The 17,887-nt window shown below is 61.8% G+C and carries 13 protein-coding genes; 2 read left to right on the top strand and 11 right to left on the bottom strand.

Going from position 1 to position 17,887, the window contains the following annotated elements:
• The 5 genes from YUU_RS60865 to YUU_RS0135165 form a co-directional block, all read right to left on the bottom strand.
• Positions 1-299 (bottom strand): hypothetical protein (locus YUU_RS60865; protein ID WP_210164180.1); only part of this gene is annotated, 299 nt, incomplete at its 3' end.
• A 460-nt stretch (positions 300-759) separates the two neighbouring features.
• Positions 760-1,284 carry a DUF3455 domain-containing protein gene (locus YUU_RS0135180; protein ID WP_027526565.1) on the bottom strand — a complete coding sequence of 175 codons (525 nt, stop codon included), beginning with the start codon at positions 1,282-1,284 and terminating at the stop codon, positions 760-762.
• A 60-nt stretch (positions 1,285-1,344) separates the two neighbouring features.
• Positions 1,345-2,793 carry an HlyD family type I secretion periplasmic adaptor subunit gene (locus tag YUU_RS0135175; protein ID WP_027526564.1) on the bottom strand — a complete coding sequence of 483 codons (1,449 nt, stop codon included), beginning with the start codon at positions 2,791-2,793 and terminating at the stop codon, positions 1,345-1,347.
• The gene (locus YUU_RS0135170; protein WP_027526563.1) at positions 2,780-4,921 is read right to left on the bottom strand and encodes a type I secretion system permease/ATPase; all 2,142 of its coding nucleotides are present in this window, start codon (positions 4,919-4,921) and stop codon (positions 2,780-2,782) included. Before YUU_RS0135170 ends, YUU_RS0135175 begins: the two co-directional genes overlap by 14 nt.
• Before the next feature lie 29 nt (positions 4,922-4,950).
• Entirely contained in the window at positions 4,951-7,818 is a 2,868-nt protein-coding gene (locus tag YUU_RS0135165; protein WP_027526562.1) for a calcium-binding protein, read from the bottom strand.
• A 26-nt stretch (positions 7,819-7,844) separates the two neighbouring features.
• On the opposite strand from YUU_RS0135165, the gene YUU_RS62450 reads away from it, so the two are divergent.
• On the top strand, positions 7,845-7,976 hold the full coding sequence (locus YUU_RS62450) for a hypothetical protein (protein ID WP_256375320.1): 132 nt from the start codon (positions 7,845-7,847) through the stop codon (positions 7,974-7,976).
• 226 nt (positions 7,977-8,202) lie between these two features.
• On the opposite strand, the gene YUU_RS0135155 is transcribed toward YUU_RS62450, so the two are convergent.
• Both YUU_RS0135155 and YUU_RS52670 read right to left on the bottom strand, forming a co-directional pair.
• A complete protein-coding gene (locus YUU_RS0135155; protein WP_210164179.1) occupies positions 8,203-10,665 on the bottom strand; it encodes a two-component system VirA-like sensor kinase in 2,463 nt (820 codons plus the stop codon).
• A gap of 5 nt (positions 10,666-10,670) precedes the next feature.
• On the bottom strand, positions 10,671-11,483 hold the full coding sequence (locus YUU_RS52670) for a cytochrome-c peroxidase (protein ID WP_256375319.1): 813 nt from the start codon (positions 11,481-11,483) through the stop codon (positions 10,671-10,673).
• Between the two features lie 182 nt (positions 11,484-11,665).
• Between YUU_RS52670 and YUU_RS0135145 the strand changes: the two genes are divergently transcribed.
• Entirely contained in the window at positions 11,666-12,430 is a 765-nt protein-coding gene (locus tag YUU_RS0135145) for a response regulator (RefSeq protein ID WP_051390047.1), read from the top strand.
• Between the two features lie 72 nt (positions 12,431-12,502).
• Here the strand turns inward: YUU_RS0135145 and YUU_RS59185 are convergent, their stop codons facing one another.
• The 4 genes from YUU_RS59185 to ggt all read right to left on the bottom strand — a co-directional run bounded on the left by YUU_RS59185 (position 12,503) and on the right by ggt (position 17,854).
• Positions 12,503-12,667, bottom strand: a complete 165-nt coding sequence (locus YUU_RS59185; protein ID WP_156944679.1) for a hypothetical protein — start codon at positions 12,665-12,667, stop codon at positions 12,503-12,505.
• Between the two features lie 672 nt (positions 12,668-13,339).
• On the bottom strand, positions 13,340-14,569 hold the full coding sequence (locus tag YUU_RS0135140; RefSeq protein ID WP_027526559.1) for a Gfo/Idh/MocA family protein: 1,230 nt from the start codon (positions 14,567-14,569) through the stop codon (positions 13,340-13,342).
• A 36-nt stretch (positions 14,570-14,605) separates the two neighbouring features.
• A complete protein-coding gene (locus YUU_RS0135135) occupies positions 14,606-16,237 on the bottom strand; it encodes an ABC transporter ATP-binding protein (protein ID WP_027526558.1) in 1,632 nt (543 codons plus the stop codon).
• A 21-nt stretch (positions 16,238-16,258) separates the two neighbouring features.
• The gene (gene ggt, locus YUU_RS0135130) at positions 16,259-17,854 is read right to left on the bottom strand and encodes a gamma-glutamyltransferase (RefSeq protein WP_027526557.1); all 1,596 of its coding nucleotides are present in this window, start codon (positions 17,852-17,854) and stop codon (positions 16,259-16,261) included.
• Between the last annotated feature and the right edge of the window lie 33 nt (positions 17,855-17,887).

The following is a 17,887-nucleotide window of genomic DNA, read 5'->3' as shown; positions in this document are numbered from 1 at the left end:
GTTGGTCGGCCGCAGCGGTGCCGCGATTTCCAGCGCCAATACGATCTGAAACCGGCACGGTGCCAACGGATGACGGTATCCGGCGTCACAATCGTGAACGCCTTGATGGTATTTGGCACCAAACGATACAGACCAACAAAGATCAGGCGATCCATGGCACTGAAGGGCACCCTCTTCGGCACATGCCGTCGCTGGATGTTAAGTTGATGACGAAGGATCAGGATCTCAGCTTCCAACGAGACCCGCGACCGGAACAATAGGACCAGCACCGACCAGACCAGGCTGTAAGCTTCTCTCATGAGACAAAAGCATTGCGCGATTCGACCTCAGGTACCAGCCGGATTAGGGTTTCCGACAGGGACAAGCGGCCAACGAGGTCGCGACCGCTAGGCGCCACGTTGCCTAAGTGACAACTTGCTGCTGGGGCGGCTGATTCTTCTCGTCGCGAGCGGGAAGTGGTCCATCACCTCGGGCCTACCTGCGGCCACCACTCCGCCAGTTGGACGAGTTACGCCGACGCGCTCTTTGAACCTGCACGGTAGTCCGCCGCAAAGTTCGAGCGAATATTTCTGCTTTTCGTGCTTGCTCGCGCAGCTCCTCCAATTCGCGCAAATGAGCAATGAGCTCAGCGGTCGAAAGGCCCAACGCGGCTATCTGCTCCCTAACGGAAGGCATGAGTCACACCCAAGGTCTTTAGCGCTCCATACCTGCAGCAAGAAGGATCTCGTCAGGAAGGTGCGACGGACGGCGGCCGCCGCGTTAATTGCTCTTGCGGAGGAACACATAGTCCGCGGTATAGGGGACGCTGAGATATTTGCCCTCACTATCGCATGATCCTTGCGCAACCCCACCCTTGGTATTTTTACGCAGCACGGTAACCGCCTCGGACAGAACGCCCTTGTTGCGGTGGTCAACCACTTCAAGTTCCAGCCACGAAATATCGTTTGCAGTAGGCGCGGGCATGCTCTTGACCACCCTGCCCTTTACTGCGCCACCATCGACGAGCTCCCAACTCGGTCCAGCGTAGTGCCGGCCAACCGATTGGCCGGCGACGATGAGCGTGGCGATGGGCTCACGGAATTGCCACGCCAGCGCGCCGACCGTTCCGGCCGGCTGTGAGGTATTCGGTTTGCATTGGTAGATCTGGGCGCCCTCCGCATGAAACGTTGCGATGACGGTATTCTCGCCGACCGCCGGCGGTTGTGCCCGCGACGCCGCCCCAACAGCCAGCCCAACGTAGACAAGCGAAGAAACGCAAATTAGCACTCTCGAAGAAATCTTCATCGGTCCTCTCGACTTCGTAGAAGGTCAATCATTCAGAAACTGCTCGGAAGATTGTTCAGGCTAGCGCTCGCGGAGCATCTCCTGCCGGTAGCGGCGCAACGGCGACAACAGATAACTCAGGATGGTCCGCGAGCCGGTCTTGATCTCCACCGTCACCGCCATGCCGGGCGACAGATTGACCATCCTGTCGTCGATCTGCATATGCGTGCGATCAAGCGAAATTCGCGCGCTGTAATTCAGCTCCTGGCCCTTCGGCTCACTGCTCTCATTTGAAGGTCCGAGCACCCGCTCGCCGGAACGGTCCTGTGCACGGTCGCGGATCACAGCGTCCTGTGAGACCGAGAGTACCTGGCCGTAAAGCAGTCCATAGCGCGTGAAATTGAAAGTATCGACTTTGATCTCGACCTGTTGCCCGGCATGGACGAAGCCGATATCGGCGTTCGACACCATGGCCTCGATCTCTAGCCGGCTGTCGCTCGGCACCACCACCAGGAGAGGCTGTGCCGGCGTCACCACGCCGCCAACGGTATGCACGGTGAGCTGCTGCACCACGCCGTCCACCGGAGCCGCTAACCGTTGTAGCTTCGTCCTTTGCTCGGCCTTGATCAGATCCTGCGCCAGGCCGTTCGCTTTTTGCTCGGCCTTGGCGAGGTCGTCGGAGATCGTGTGCCGATACTCCGCCGCCGCCTGATTGCGCGTCTCGCGGATCGCGGCAATGGCTGCTTCAGTCTCCTGCAGATGGCTCTTCTGAACGCTAAGCTCCTCCTGTTGCTCGACCAGGAGCTGTAACACCTCGAAATAGTTGAGCTTCGAGCCTAACTCCTTTTCCACGAGCGTCTTGCGGATATCGACGCGCGACTGGACGACGGGGATGATCGTTTCGAGCTTGTGAATTGTCGCCGCGGTCGTGGCTTGTTCGGCTTCCTTCTGCGCCTGTTGACGCGCGAGTGCGCCAACCTTGGCGCGATGCTCGGTCACCTGGTTGAGCAATAGCTGACGCTGGGTGCTGATCAGCTCCAGGTCTGCGCCGGCAGGCGGCACGAAATCAGCCACCGGATCGCCCGAAAGCGCCGCCCCCAACCGCGCGATATTGAGCCGCTCGGCAAGGAGGTCGTTGCGCAGATGATCGCGCTCCGCCTCGTTCGTGGTCGGATCGAGCTCGATCAGGACATCGCCGGCCTTGACCGCCTGACCATCCTGCACCCGAATGGAGCGCACCACGCCGGTCTCGAACGGCTGAATGACCTTGACGCGACCGCTGGGGAGGATTTTTCCGGTCGCCGACGCGACGATATCGATCGTGCCCCACCAAGCCCAAATCAGGGCCATGCAGAACATGAGAATGATGGCGCTTCCGATCGCGCGGCCGATCGGCGATGGTGGTGTCTCCACGATTTCAAGAGCAGCCGGCAGAAACGCCAGCTCTTCGCGGCGCCTCGATCGTGGACCTCGAAACGGGATGACGCGTTGCGCACGCTGTTCCGGCGTCGCGAGTTTAGCCGACCTCATGGAACCCTCCCTGCAACCGATGTAGCGACGCATAGCGGCCGCCGGTCTTTATGAGTGCGTCGTGACTACCGTCCTCGACCAAGCGGCCGCGATCAAACGTCACGATGCGATCCGCCGCCCGCACGGTCGAGAGCCGGTGCGCGATCACCAGTACCGTCCGTCCATTGGCGATTTGCTTCATGTTCTCTTGAATGATTCGCTCGCTCTCATAGTCCAGGGCGCTGGTCGCCTCGTCGAAGATCAGGATTCGCGGGTCGGAGACGAGCGCGCGCGCAATGGCGATGCGCTGGCGTTGGCCGCCAGATAGCGTCGAGCCGCGCTCGCCGACCACGGTGTCGTAGCCCTCTGCGAGTTCGAGGATGAACTCATGTGCTCCCGCAAGCCGGGCCGCCGCGATCACGCGCTCCATCGGCATCGCCGGATCAGCGAGCGCGATGTTGTCACGCACCGAGCGATTGAACAGCGTATTCTCCTGCAGGACGACGCCGATCTGGCGGCGGAGCCAGGCGGCATCGGCCATCGCGAGATCCATTCCGTCGATCAGCACGTGTCCGCGCTCCGGGACGTAGAGCCGCTGGACCAGCTTCGCGAACGTGCTCTTCCCAGAACCGGAGGGCCCGACGATGCCGACGGTCTGGCCTGCCGGTACATCGAACGAGACGTCGCGCAGGACTTCCTGTCCGTCGATTCGATAGCGGAACGAGACGTGGTCGAATTTGATATCTCCCCTGATCGCCGGCAGCCGTGCGCGCCCAGCTGAGTAGGTCGGCTCGGCGGTGGTGTTGAGGATGTCACCAAGTCGGGCAATCGAGAGCCGCGCTTGGTGAAAGTCCTGCCAGATCTGGGCAAGGCGCAGGACCGGCGCGCTCACCCTGCCGGCGAGGATATTGAAGGCGACCAGTTCGCCGACCGAGAGGCTGCCATCGATGACGAGCTTGGCACCACAATAGAGGATAGCTGCGGTCGCGATCTTGCTGACGAGCTGTACCGTCTGGCTCGCACTGTTGCCGAGACTCAGAACCCGGAAACTCGCGGCAATGTAGCCGGCGAGCTGCTCTTCCCAGCGGCGCTGCATCTGCGGCTCGACCGCCATGGCCTTGACCGTCTCGATGCCGGTGACGCTCTCGACCAGGAAGGCCTGGTTCTCGGCACCACGGCGGAATTTTTCATCCAGCCGTCGCCGGAACAGCGGCGTCGCCCCGGCCGAGATCCCGATATAGAACGGAAACGAGCCCAGCACGATCCAGCTCAAGAGCGGCGAATAGAAGAACATCACGCCCAGGAAGACGAAGGTGAAGAACAGGTCGATCAGCAGCGTCAAGGCCGAACTGGTGAGGAAATTGCGGATGTTCTCCAATTCGCGGACCCGCGCGACCGAGTCGCCGACGCGACGCGCCTGGAAATAGGCCATCGGCAAGGCCAGCAAGTGATGAAACAGGCGCGCGCCGAGTTCGGCATCGATGCGGTTGGTGGTGTGCGCAAACAGAAAGGTCCGCAGGATTCCGAGCACGGTCTCGAAAACCGAGATCGTCACCAGCCCAAGCACGAGGACATCGAGCGTGCTCAGCGAGTGATGCACCAGCACCTTGTCAATCACTACCTGGAAGAACAGCGGCGAGACCAAGCCGAGCAGCTGCAGGAAAAACGACGCGACCAGAACTTCGCTCAGAAGATGTCGGTATTTTTGGATCGCCGCCAGAAACCAGGTGATGTCGAACCGGCGGGTGCCATTGGACAATCCAGCGCGGCGGGTCATCAGGATTAGCTGCCCGTCCCAGACGGCAACGAGTTCGTCCCGCGTCATCAAGACAGGCCGGGGCGCCAGCGGCGAGTGCGCCAACACTCTTTCCCCGTCGGACTTGGCGAGCAATAGGAAGCCACCATCGCGCAAGGACGCGATGGCGGGCAGGGGCGTGCTGCCAAGCCGTGACCAGTCAGTCCGGTACGCACGCGCCTTGAGGCCGAGATCCCTGGCGCACCGGAGCATCTCCGCTGCGCCAATCTTGTCGGTTCCGAGCCGATGCCGGATTTGTCCGGCATCGGCCGCAACGCCCTGGAGGTGCAGCAGCGTCACGAGGGCTTCGAGACCTGGGTCGGTCGGTCTTGCGCCATTGGTTACGAGGCTCATGGGTGCTCTCCGGGGCGAGGTCGTTGGCGTCAGGCGGCGTGCGGCTGAGTCAGCAACGGCGGCTGGCTCAACGGCGGCTCGGCGATCGGCGTCGCACCTTGACCTGCACCCGCCGAGACGAAGCTCGACGCCATGAACTGGCCGAGCACGCTCGTTCTCGCCGAGCCGCCCGGGATAACGGTGTTGTTTCCCGGACCGCCGTCGAGGACATTCTGCGGGCTGCCGCCGATCAGAATGTCATCGCCTGCACCGCCGCTGAGCACCTCGCGGCCGTTGCCGCCGATCAGGACGTCGTTGCCGTCGCCGCCATTGGCGGTAAACAACATGGCGCCTCCAAGTCCCGTTGCATTGATGACGTCATCGCCGCCGAGGCCGTTGATGACAAGGCGATCGGTCGTGGCATCGAAGCCGGTGATCGTCACGTCAGTCGAAAGACCCGACACGGTGACAACACCATTGTTGTCAGTGACGTTGATCACGTCATCGCCGCTGGTCGCGTTGATGACGACCGTATCGGCTTGGCCGTCGCCGACGCCGCTGCCGGGCGTAGCTGACAGGTCGATGGCGATGTCCTTGACGCTCGTCTTGGACAGGTCGTCGACCGTGATGGTGTCAGTGCCGCCGAGAGCGTTGACATCAATGGCCTCCATGTTGGCGAGATTCATCGTGACATTGCCGATGTCGCGGGTAAGCGTCGATCCCTTGCCATTGGCCGAGATCTCGATGTTCTCGTTGGCACTCGCGCCGTTGAACAACAGCGTGTCGTTGCCCGCGCCGCCGTCGACCGTGTCGCTGCCGTCGCCCGGATTCCAGATGAAGGTGTCATCGCCTGCTCCCATCGAGGCCACGTCATTGCCGCGTCCGCCGATGACGGTGTCGTTGCCCGCGCTACCGGTGATGGTGTCGTTTCCATCGCCGCCGTTGATCGTCAGGTTGACCTGGCCCGGACGAAGGGCGGAAGCGTTGATGATGTCGTTTCCGGCGCCTCCGTTGACGACAACCGAGTCGAGGCCGGCGTCAATACCAGTGATAGTCACCTGCGCAGCCAATCCATTGACGACAACGGACGAGCCATTGCTGACGACACTGATCTTGTCGTCGCCGGCGGTCCCGTTGACGCTCACCATATCGGCCGCGCCGTCGCCCTGACCGTTGCCTAGCGTCCCGGACAGGTCGATTGCGACCTGCTTGGCGTCAGTACCGGAGAGATCACCGACGTTGACGGTGTCGGCGCCGCCCAGCGTGGCGAGCTGAATGTGCTCGATGCCGTTGAGGTCCATGGTAACGGTGCCGACGTCGCGGAACAGTCTCACCCGCGAGCCGTTGGCGGAGATATCGATGTTCTCGGCCACATTGGCGCCGTTGAACACCAGCGTATCGGTGCCGGCCTCGCCCTCGACAATGTCGCTGCCGTCGCCGGGATTCCAGACGAATGTGTCGTTGCCGTTGCCGAGGAAAGCGACGTCGTTGCCGCGGCCCCCGATCACGCTGTCGTTGCCGTCGCCGCCGATCAGGGTGTCGGCGCCCGCGCTGCCGGTGATGGTATCGTTGCCGGCCCCGCCATCGATCGTGAGGCCAATGACACCGGCCGCAAGGCCGACAGCAGTAATGACGTCGTTACCCGCACCGCCCTCGATTGTGAGCTGGTCGTTGGCACGCTCGGCGCCGGCAATGGTAACGGTTGCGGGCAGACCAGCGACGGTGACCGAGCTTCCCGCGCCTGCCACCTGAATGTTGTCGCTGCCTGCAGTGCCGTTGACGGTGACGCTATCGGCCGCGCCGTCGCCCGCGCTGCTGCCCGGAGTTGCCGCTAGGTCAAGTGCGACTTGCGTGACACCGGTGCCGGTGAGGTCCCCGACCGTGATGTTATCGGCGCCCCGGAGGGCGTTGAAGTCGATGTGCTCGATGCCGTTGAGGTCCATGTCGACGTTGCCGACGTCGCGGGTGAAGCTGACCCGCCCGTGATTGGCCGCGATGTTAATCTTTTCGTTGATGTTGGCGCCGTTGAAGATCAGCGTATCGGTGCCGTCCTGGCCCTCGACGGTGTCGCTGCCGTCGCCCGGATTCCAGACGAAGGTGTCGTCGCCCGCGCCGCCGACCAGCAGATCGTTGCCGCGGCCGCCGATGATGGCGTCGTTGCCGTCCCCTCCCAGCAACGTGTCGTTGCCATCACCGCCGGTGATGGCGTCATTGCCTGCGCCTCCGTCGATGGTGAGGTTGATGAGGCAGGCAAGACCGTTTCCGGCAGTGAAGACGTCATCGCCGCCGTTCATGTTGAGCACTAAGTTCTCGGCGGTGCCGATGTCGAGCGAGAACGGCGCCGGGCTGAGGCGATCGAAGCGCACGCGGGAACCGTTGGCAGTAAGGGTGAAGATCTCGGAGCCGTTGCCGCCGTTGACTATGGCGGTGTCGATGCCGTCGCCGCCCTCCATCAGGTCGGTACCGTCGCCCGGATTCCAGATCATGCGGTCGTTACCTGCCCCGCCGAACATCTGGTCATTGCCGGCGCCGCCAATCAACGTATCGTTGCCGGCGCCGCCGAACAGCAGGTCGTTGCCGCCCTTGCCGATCAGGGTGTCGTCGCCTGCGCCACCGAACAGCTCATCGTTGCCGGAGCCGCCGGCGATGATGTCATTGCCGGCGCCGCCGAACAGCTGAGCGGCGGGGAGTGCGCCATTGGTCTCGTCGAGCGAGATCGTGTCGTTGCCGCCGGTGCCGAACACCTGGATCAGGGAGGTGTTTGCGACCGTCGATGCTCCCCCCGTGATGGCGACCGCGCCGCCGTTGATGAGGATCGTTCCGGCCGCGTCGCGGCTGACGACGATGTTGTTGCTGAGGTTATCGTCGAACACCGAGAGCAGACCGGCAGTCGGGGAGAAACTAGCTTTGATAGCCATGGGTCGTCCTTTCAGGATTTAGGGAAATGATGGATTTGGTTGAATTCGTTCTGATTGTTTCGATGTTCGGCGCACGCAAGCACCGCTTCATGGGAAGTTCAGAAGAATTCGGCGCTCAGATCGAGGCCGCACGTTGCCAAAAACACTGCAAGGCGTAGGCCCGCTCCGCAAAGCATGGCAATCATACCGAGCGTATCGACGTCAGGCCGGGTTGCTGACGCGCGGGAAGGAACTCCCGCCTTGGTCGCCCGGCCCGCGCCTGGCGAAAGATTCGATCCGATAGCCATTGTCACCTCCGTCATTTGACGCGCGCATCCGCGGTTGCAGGGCCACCAGTTGTGGCGGCCTCGCGCTACGGAAGCATTTCAGGCGAGGGTAATCGTGTTACGGCTGTAACCTGGCGGGCGGTCGCAGGCAGCGCGTCAACGCTGAGGCAAGCTCGGTATGGTCGAGAGGCCAGCGCAGCACCTCGGAGATTCCGGCGTGCGCCAGAACGTCGACGCTGACATCGAGGGTGGAGGCAAGCAGCACGGGCTGCAGCGGGGATATCTCATGCACGGCTCGCGCCAAGTCTACTCCGGTCTGCGGCACCGCGTCGTGACTGACCAGGATGACATCGAATCGACCGGGCGCGGATCGAAATGCTGCAAGGGCGTCAGCCGCAAGCTCAAACCCGACTGGCTCGTATCCCAACGCCGCCAGTTTCTCTTCATCGCGCAGCAGGCGATCGCGCTCGCTCTCGACGATCAACACGGTTTCGCCGCGTCCGAGCGGTGGTGCCGACGGCACGTCTGCCGCGATCGTGCCCGCTGCGACGGAGGGTAGCCAAATCTCGAAGCGGCTTCCGCATCCCGTTTCACTCTGAACATTGATGGCTCCATCATGATCGCGAACGATTTCGCGAACCGTTGCGAGACCGAGACCAGTTCCTGCCACTCGCGTCGTAAAGAACGGTTCGAACATTCGTCGCGCGACACGTTCATCGATTCCCCGTCCGTTGTCGCTTACGGAGAGGCATACATAGCGGCCAGGCGAGAGTTCGCCGTCGTTCATTGCAACCGCGACGGTTACCTGTTCCTGGTTCGCGGCCACGCGGATACAGCCGTTGTCGCTCATCGCCTGCGCGGCATTGGTGCAGAGATTGAGAATGATCTGCTGGAGTTGCGAAGGTTCGCCGAACACGGCGACGCCGGCGGGGACGTCTTCGATCACAAGCTTCACATTCGCCGGCAGAGAAGCCCGTAACAGTGAGGCCGACTCCTCGAGCAGGACACGCATCTGCACCGGTTGGGCACGCCCGTCGGTCCGCCGGCCGAAGGTAAGGATATTGTCGACGAGATCGCGACCGCGCTCGGCGGCACGGCGTATCTCGTCGATATGCTGTGCCGGTTTTGTGCCGCGGGTGAGCTGCGGTTCCGCCATCTCCGAATAACCAAGGATGGCGCCGATGATATTATTGAAGTTATGCGCAATTCCGCTGGCCAGCGATCCCACCATCTGCATGCGGCGCGCTCGTTCGAGCCGCACCGCAAGCTTTGCTCGTTCGCGCTCTAGGAATTCGCGTTCGAGCGCGTTAGCCACGACGTCACCGGCAAGCCGCGCTACCGGGACAGGAGAAATTCTGTTCCGAATCGGCCGGAAGCGGTCAAAACCCATGATGCCTTGGACCCGGCCCGGCCGGATCAGCGGCAAACAGGCCCATGCACGCACACCGGCGCCCATCAGTGCATCCTTGACAGCGCCGGACGGTAAGTCGCTCGTATCGGCAATGGTGACACCGTCCGGTTGATCGGAGCCGAGTTGCTCGGCCACCGCCAGTGCCCGTTGAGGCCAGTTTGGCGGGAACGTCACTCCGTGCTTGGACCATGCGTGCACCCGGACCGGTTTCTCATCGAGCACCACATACGCGCGATCTGCGTCGATGAGCCGGCTGAACTCTCCCAGCACCAGCTTCAGTCGCCCCCCGGTTTCAGCCGGCGAGTAATTGATCAGGCGCGTCGAATTCTCAGCGATGACATGTTCAAAGTCCGCTCGCCGGCGCAAGGCAATGGCGCGAGCACGCAGCCGAAGGCCGAGAAACACGAGTGTGATGAGCAGCGACAGCGACACCAGATATAACAGCAGCCGAAAGCGCTGCTCCGACGCTTCGACAGCCGAGCGATGCTTGGAAAACAATGCGCGGATCGCCTGGAGGTGCTCTCCGCTGGGCACCGCGATGAACGCCTTTAGCGTCGCGTCAACTTCAGGCAGCAGACCATACAGCAAACGAGCATGCGCCAACATTGCCCGTGCCACTTCCGCTTCGGGTCCGGTCGCGGGCGTTTGGACGGCCAACTGGTCGATACGCTCCTGCAGCGCCTTCAGAGCGTCGGATGACGTGTCGCGCGCGAGATAGAGGATCGCCGCTGCTAGCTCGCCGGCTGCGGGGGCGAGCTGCGTGTCTTGCACGCGGAAGGCCGGGCTTGTGCTGAGAAGACCGACATAGGACAGTGAATTCTGCAAAAGCGCGTTGCTGGTCTTGAAACGCTCCATCAACTCTTCCTGCCGAACAACCGCGGCTTCAAGCAGGTCAAGCGACGCCATATCGAGGCGCTCAGCCTTTGCATGGGCACGCAGCCGACCGACCGCCTCCTCCATCGCCTGCGCGCTGCTCTCGAAGGTGTCATAGTCACGAAGCAAGCCGGTCCGCGCCTGCAGAACGTCGCGGTGGAGCGACGCCTCGGCAAGCGCGTAATCGTCAAAGGCCTGCAGCGCAGCAGTATACGCCGGCGCGTTGGAGTCGATCCCCCGCAGCAACAGCCAAGTGAGCAGAGCGAGCAGCAGCGAGACTCCGAGCGCGCCCGGCAAGTTCCTCATGGCCGCACGATACTTGTGCCGGGTGTGGCGGCGAAAGGCCGCACCGCCCGGTCGCGATAATTTCCAGTCAGCGTGTTGAGGAAGGCGACGATGACGGCGATTTGCTGATCAGTCAGCACGCGGTCGAGCTGGGCGATGCCCATCGCCTTCACTGCCTCGGCCAGCGTCGGCGCGCTGCCGTCGTGGAAATAGGGTGGCGTGGTCGCGACGTTGCGCAAGCTTGGCACGCGAAGCAGTTCGGGAGCCGGCGAACCGAGCGGATGGAAAACACCGTGCCTCTGAAACATGTTGCCACCGACGTTGACCCCCTGATGACAGGCGACGCAGCCAAGTGACTTGAACATATGATAGCCGGACAACTCCGCCGGAGTGATCGCGTCCGCTTCTCCCGTGAGCCAGCGGTCGAAGCGACTGTTCGGCGTAACGAGAGAGCGTTCATAGGAAGCAATAGCATCCAAAACGGAGGCGGCGTCGGGCTCCTTGCCATAGGCGTCGCGAAACTGTTTCACCATTTCGGGATCGGTACGCATCTTATCGACGACTTCGTTGGGGCTCGACGCCATGATCGCGGGGTTGTGAAGGCTGTGCTCGGCTCCTTGTTCAAGTGAGCGAATATTTCCTTCCCAGTTGAGACGAAAATTCAAGCTTGCGTTGAAGACCGTTGGCGTGTTGAGGACCAGCGGCTGGCCATCCGGAGTGTCGCTCACATTGGCACTGGCACCGTTGGTCCCTATATCGTGACACGATGAACAACTATGTGTGTTATTGTGAGATAAGCGCTTGTCACTGAACAATTTCTCTCCGAGCAAGACACGCGGAAGCTCTTGGGCGGGGACAACCGGGATTGGCGTGATCGGCTCCTGGCCGGCGTGAGCCCGAGGGATTGGCCATTGAGCGGCTGCAGACCAGGCGGTAACCAAGTAAACGAAAACCAATAGGATTCTGCGCCTGCAAACCGCTGCGGGAGGCATCACTGGAAGGGTTGAACATGATGGGCGGTTCATCGTCGACAGACGCAAGCCTTCGCGGAAGCACTGATCGTCAGGTGTGTGTTCTCGTCGTGGAGGACGACCCTGCATTGCAGCGCATGATCCTAAACTATTTCGGAGAAAACAACATCCGTACCCTGGTGGCATCCAACCGCCACGAGATGATCGATAAACTCGGCGGCACCGAGGTGAATTTGGTGATCCTCGATCTTCGGCTCGGGCTCGAGGATGGCCTCGATCTGCTGCGAGAGGTCCGGTTGAGCTCCGACGTGCCGGTCATCATTATTACAGGTCATCGCCGTGACGACATCGATCGTGTGGTCGGACTAGAGCTCGGCGCCGATGACTACGTGACCAAGCCGTTCAATCTTCGTGAATTGCTTGCGCGTGTCCGAGCGGTTTTGCGGCGGCTTGATGTTGGACGGACAATGCCGGCGCGAGAACCAGAACGCGGCCATTTTCGATTTGCCGGGTGGAAGCTCGACCGCAGGTCCCGGCAACTCACCGATCCGACCGGAGTGCTGGTAACATTGACCAAAGGTGAATACGCATTGTTGATCGCGTTTCTCGAAGCGCCGCAGCGTTCGCTCAGCCGCGAGCACCTGCTGCAGGCGACCCGCGTCCACGAGGACGTCTTTGACCGCAGCATCGACGTGCAGATTCTTCGCCTTCGGCGCAAGCTCGAACGCGATCCGAGCGCACCGCGCGTGATCCAGACCCAGCGTGGTGTTGGGTACGTATTTTCCGTTCCAGTCACTCGGAGTTGAGGGGCGCATCCGTGCTTTGTGTGTCGCCGGCGCGGATGAGCAGTAAGGACTTAGAGCTGATCGCATCTCATATCAGCCGCGCGGCGGTAGACCGGAAAAAGACAATTGGCCGGCCGGGTGCGTATGAATAACCATGGCCATGCCCGTTCCAATCACCAAACCTATCCCACAAACCAAAGCCAGCGCGGCCAGAGGGCGGCGCTCGATGACGGAATTGATCCTGGACAGCCACGCCATTTGTCTTCCTTCCATCTGTCGCCGCGAGGGCGGATCGAACCGAGTTGTGCGATCGACCAGGCCTAGAGTGATTGCCCAGCACTACACAACAATTTCAGACATGGAGGACCGGGTTACGGTTGTAACACACCGCGGACGAACCAGCGCGTTCGTTCCATCGAAGCGCGCGCCGCCTTCATAACTGCCGCTTGCTGTGAAATTCGTCTCTGAAAGCATCCGGCGCCGCCGGCAACGGTTGGCCCGGCGGCATAGGATGGGGAACAAGTAGCCGGGGAGCGACTCGAACTCCCGACACGATTCTCTGTTCTCACTGCAACCACTAGAGCCATTTTCGGTAGGTCGAACAGCAGAACTGTGGTCGCGACGAGCATGGTCAGCGCCTGAGTCACGCGCGAGTACCCCGCCCGCTCGGTCTAACCGTCGTCATCGCAGGCCGAGAAACAAATGCCCGCACTCGCCGTCAATGGATTTTTCTTGACCTCCCGGCGCACATGTCGTGCACACGCTGCCTTCTAACCCGCTGAAAATTTGAACTCTCGGTCCAGTCCATCATGGGGAAGTTTGAGCTAGCCACGGCCGACGAGATCGAGGCCAATCAAATACGGTCCGCTTTGCGCCGGAGGCTGCCGCTCCAGACTACGCGTCAAAGCACACTTTGTCGCGACCATGCCGTCACCGGGCTACTCGCGGAATGTATTGCTCAAGCTCCGGATCCGGGAAATGCACCGTGCGACCGAGTTCAGCTGACCGGTAGAGTCCCATGAGAATTTCCATAACGCCAACTCCATCATCGAATGTTTCAGCCGGACTGGTGCCTCGCCTGAATGCTTCGACCATGTGGCGGTTTTCGTCCGTATAGCCGTAGATGCCGGCTTCGTCCTCGACCACCGGCATCAAGCCTTGCTCCGCATTCTGCTTTTCGACGAGATCCTCGCCCTCCGATCCCGACAATGCGCGGGACAGGAATATCCTGAGGCCCGTCGAGAGTGATGAGAACTCCATCGAATATTCGGGCCCGAGCAATTCCAGCTGGATACGCAAGCCGGCCCCAACATAGGTCCACGAAGTTGTCGCCTCGATCATCACCTGGTGCCCCTCCTTGTCTTCCATTGTCAGAATGCCGCGCGCAAAGTCTTCGACTGGACGTTTGTTGAAATCGACTCCCATCCGCGTCTTAAGATCGGCCGCATAACGTGGTCGCGTCCACTTGAGATTGGCCGTCGTTGCACTGGCACTGACCAACCGCAAGCTGTCGCGACTCGCGCCAGGGGCCGTCAGCAAGAACCGTGCGACCTCGACTGAATGGCACATCATATCGGACAGCACTCCGCCGCCCTGCTTGTTGCCTTGCCAGAACCACGGCTCGTGCGGTCCGGAATGTTCTTCTGCTGCGCGGGCAAGATACGGGCGCCCGCTTCCTGGTACGGCGCGCCGCCAAATGATGTCCTTGCCACGCGTTACTGCGGTCGAAAACAATTGGTTTTCCAGATAACCATGAAGCAAGCCGGCATCCTCGACGAGCCTGCGCATCTCGCGTGCCTCTGCAAGAGTGCGCGCCAGCGGCTTTTCACAGGCAACCGCGCGCAGGGGAGCCCCCGCCTTGGTCACCCGGTGAATGTCGCGCATGACATCGAGGCGGGTATCGTTCGGAGTCAGAAGCCAAAGCGCATCGATCTCTCCGGACATAGCCATCGCCTCGATGCTGTCAAACACATGCGCCGGTCCAAGTTCAAGACTGCGCGCCTTGTCCGCGATGCGCGTTCGCCGCTCGACAGAACGACTGTAAACGCCGCCGATACTGACGTTGCGCACACCGAGCATCGACTGCAGATGGAACGCGGCAATAAAGCCGCTTCCGATGAGACCGATGCGCAACACCGGAAGTTCCTTGAATTTCTGCATTTCAGAGACCTCTTCGATGACAACTGCGGCCTTGATTCAATGAGACGCTCTCAGCTGCCGCCCCGGAATCGCGGCCAACAATGTCTGGGTATAAGGATGCTCCGGCCGGCTCAGCAGTTCTTCTGTCGGCCTGACCTCAACGATTTCGCCATGCCACATCACCGCGATCCGATCGCAGACCTGGGCCGCAACGTTGAGATCGTGCGTTATGAAAAGTACGGCCAGCCGCAACTCCGCCTTCAGTGTCTCCAGCAGCGCGAGCACTTGCGCCTGGACCGAAACATCGAGCGCCGACACCGGCTCGTCGGCAACGAGCACCTCCGGATCGAGCGCAAGTGCGCGCGCAATGCCGATCCGCTGGCGCTGCCCACCGGAGAATTCATGAGGGTAGCGTCGCGCCGCGCTGGGATCTAGGCCGACCAGCGCTAGCAGCTCCTCGGCACGGGCGAAAGCCTGCGGCGCAGGAACGCCATGCGCAATCGGCCCATCGGCAATGATTCGTCCGACGCGACGACGCGGATTGAGCGAGGCGAATGGATCCTGGAACACCATTTGAATGTGCCTGCGGGCGGACCGCAAGGCCTGTCCACGAACCTCGAAGAAGTTCAGCTCGCCGATGCGCACGACCCCTGCGTCAGCATCGGTAAGACGCATTACCAACCGGCCGATCGTGCTCTTGCCGGACCCCGACTCTCCGACCAGACCGAGCGTTTCGCCGCGACGGATTTCGAAACTCACGCTCTTTACAGCGGCGACTTCAGTCTGCGGACTGAACCAGTCGTTAGTCCGGTACGTCTTCACAAGCCCCGAAGCTGCGCATGCGATTGGCTCATGCTCGGTCTGGATTCGTGCCGGCGGTATCCCGTGCGGCACGGCGGCGAGCAGCCGCCGCGTATAGGAGTGCTGTGGGCGTTCGAGCACCTCCTCGACCGGGCCCTGTTCCACCACGCGCCCCTTCTCCATCACCGCAACGCGGTCCGCAATGTCGGCGACGACCCCGAAATCGTGGGTAATGAATAGCACCGCCATGTCGCGCCGCTGCTGGATCTCGCGGATAAGCCGAAGAATCTGCGCCTGTGTGGTGACGTCAAGCGCCGTTGTTGGTTCGTCTGCCACCAGGATCGAGGGTTCAAGCGCCAGAGCCATTGCGATCATTGCGCGCTGACGCTGCCCGCCAGACAACTGATGCGGATAGCTCCGGATGATGCGCTCCGGATCGCGCAAGCCAACCTCCTCGAGAAGTGCGCGCACACGCACATGTCGTTCGGCTGGTGTGAGCTGCTTGTGCGCCTCGAATGCCTCCATGATCTGGTCGCCGATTCTGATCACAGGATTGAGCGCTGTCATCGGCTCCTGAAAGATCATAGCGATACTTTGGCCGCGCAATGTCCGCCACTTTGCAGGGGACAGATTGAGCAGATCGCACCCCTCGAATCGAATGGTTCCCGCTGTCAGACGAATGTCCTTGGACAGCAGCCCCATTACTGCCGAGGCGCAGACCGATTTGCCGGAGCCGGATTCACCGACAACGCAAAGGATCTGTCGCGGATGCAAGGTCAGAGAGACGTCCTCGACGGCAAAGGCGCGATCCGCGCCTGAAGGCAGCGCCAGAGTCAGGTGCTCGATCGACAGGACCGCCTCTGCCGTTTCGTTCTTCCGATCCAGCATTTGCGTTCCTCCTCATTCGGCTCAGACCGCCAGCGCGATACCGTCCTTGCGATGATCGGACGCGCCGAACATGACACCCCGGGAAACGTCGAGGTGGACGGCTTGACAACCTCCGAGCGGCTCGTCCGCCCAGATCACGCGATGACAGCGCCGGGTCAACTCGTCAGCGACGGAGGCTGGAATCGTCGGCTCGAGCGTCAGCGCGCCATCGAAGGCAAAGCTTCGCGGCGTATCCGACGACTGCTGAACGTCGAGACCGCGATCAAGCACGCCGCTCAGGATCTGCATGTGCCCGGCAGCCTGATATTGTCCACCCATGACGCCAAACACCATGATTGGCTTACCGCCTTTCGCCAGAAGGCCTGGAATGATGGTGTGAAAGGGGCGCTTTCGCGGCGCGATTGCATTGGGATGTCCCGGGACGAGGGAAAATCCCGCGCCGCGATTCTGTAGCAGAACACCCGAACGAGGAGCGTAGAGGCCGCTGCCGAAGGCGAAGAACAGCGAATTGATCAAAGATACCATGTTGCCATCGCGGTCGACGACCGCCACATAGGCCGTGTCGCGATGGACCGGCATATCGAACGCGGCCGGCGCGCTCGCGCGCTCTCTGCTGATGCAGGCGCGCAATGCCGCGACTGATCGCTCCGATAGGAGCGCGTCGGCGTCGAGCGGACGGAATGCCGGATCGGCAACGAGCGCATCGCGCTGCCGGTAGGCCGCTTTGGTCGCCTCGGCAAGGAGATGAATGCGGTCCGCCTCGCTGAGGGCGGGGTCGGCCATGTCGAAGCCGGCGAGAATGCGGGCAATCAGCAGCGCTGCAATGCCCTGACCATTGGGCGGGCATTGCCAGATTTGATGGTCGCGGTAGTCGGCACTGATCGGCACAACATAGTCCGATCTGGCGCTCGTCAAATCTTCAAGCTCCATCAGCCCACCAAGGCTCCTCAGCGTTGCGACGATTTCCTCTGCAACAGCCCCCTCATAAAACGCGTCACGTCCTTCGCGAGCGATCCGGCGCAGCGTGGCGCCGAGTGCAGGATGGTTGAGTTTGCTGCCGACGACGGGCGCAGTTCCACGGGGCAGATAGACTGGTACGCCGGTCCGGTGTCGCTCGAGGCGACCGGCATAGCGAGCCCAGTCCAGCGCGGCGCGAGGGGTAACCACGAAGCCGCTTTCTGCCGCGCGGATCGCGGGCGCCAGAACTTCGTCCATGCCTTTCGAACCATAATCGGCGGAGAGCCGGCACCAGGCGTCAACGGCACCCGGAACGGTAACTGCATGGGGTGAATCGTCAGGGATGGATGTCAGTCCCTGTTGCCGAAACCAATCGAGGTCGGCCTTCAGCGGGGCTCTGCCCGAGCCGTTGATGGCCACCGGCTTGCCCGATGCAGGGGCATAGATCGCGAAACAGTCACCGCCGATGCCGGTCATGTGCGGATCAATGACCCCCTGGAGCGCGATCGCCGCGATAGCGGCATCGACGGCGTTGCCGCCGCTGCGCAGGATCTCCACCGCAGTCAGCGTAACGGCCGGATGAGACGTCGCGGCCATGCCCCGGTCGCCCACCGCCAGCGACCGCCCAGGTACCATGAAATCGCGTTGTCGCCAGCTCATGCCCTTCTCCGACTGTTGGGGCCGCTCAACGCT

This window comes from Bradyrhizobium sp. Ec3.3 (assembly GCF_000472925.1).
Classification (GTDB): domain Bacteria; phylum Pseudomonadota; class Alphaproteobacteria; order Rhizobiales; family Xanthobacteraceae; genus Bradyrhizobium.
Note: the sequence above shows the minus strand (reverse complement) of the source record. Positions and strands in the feature narration are given on the sequence as shown.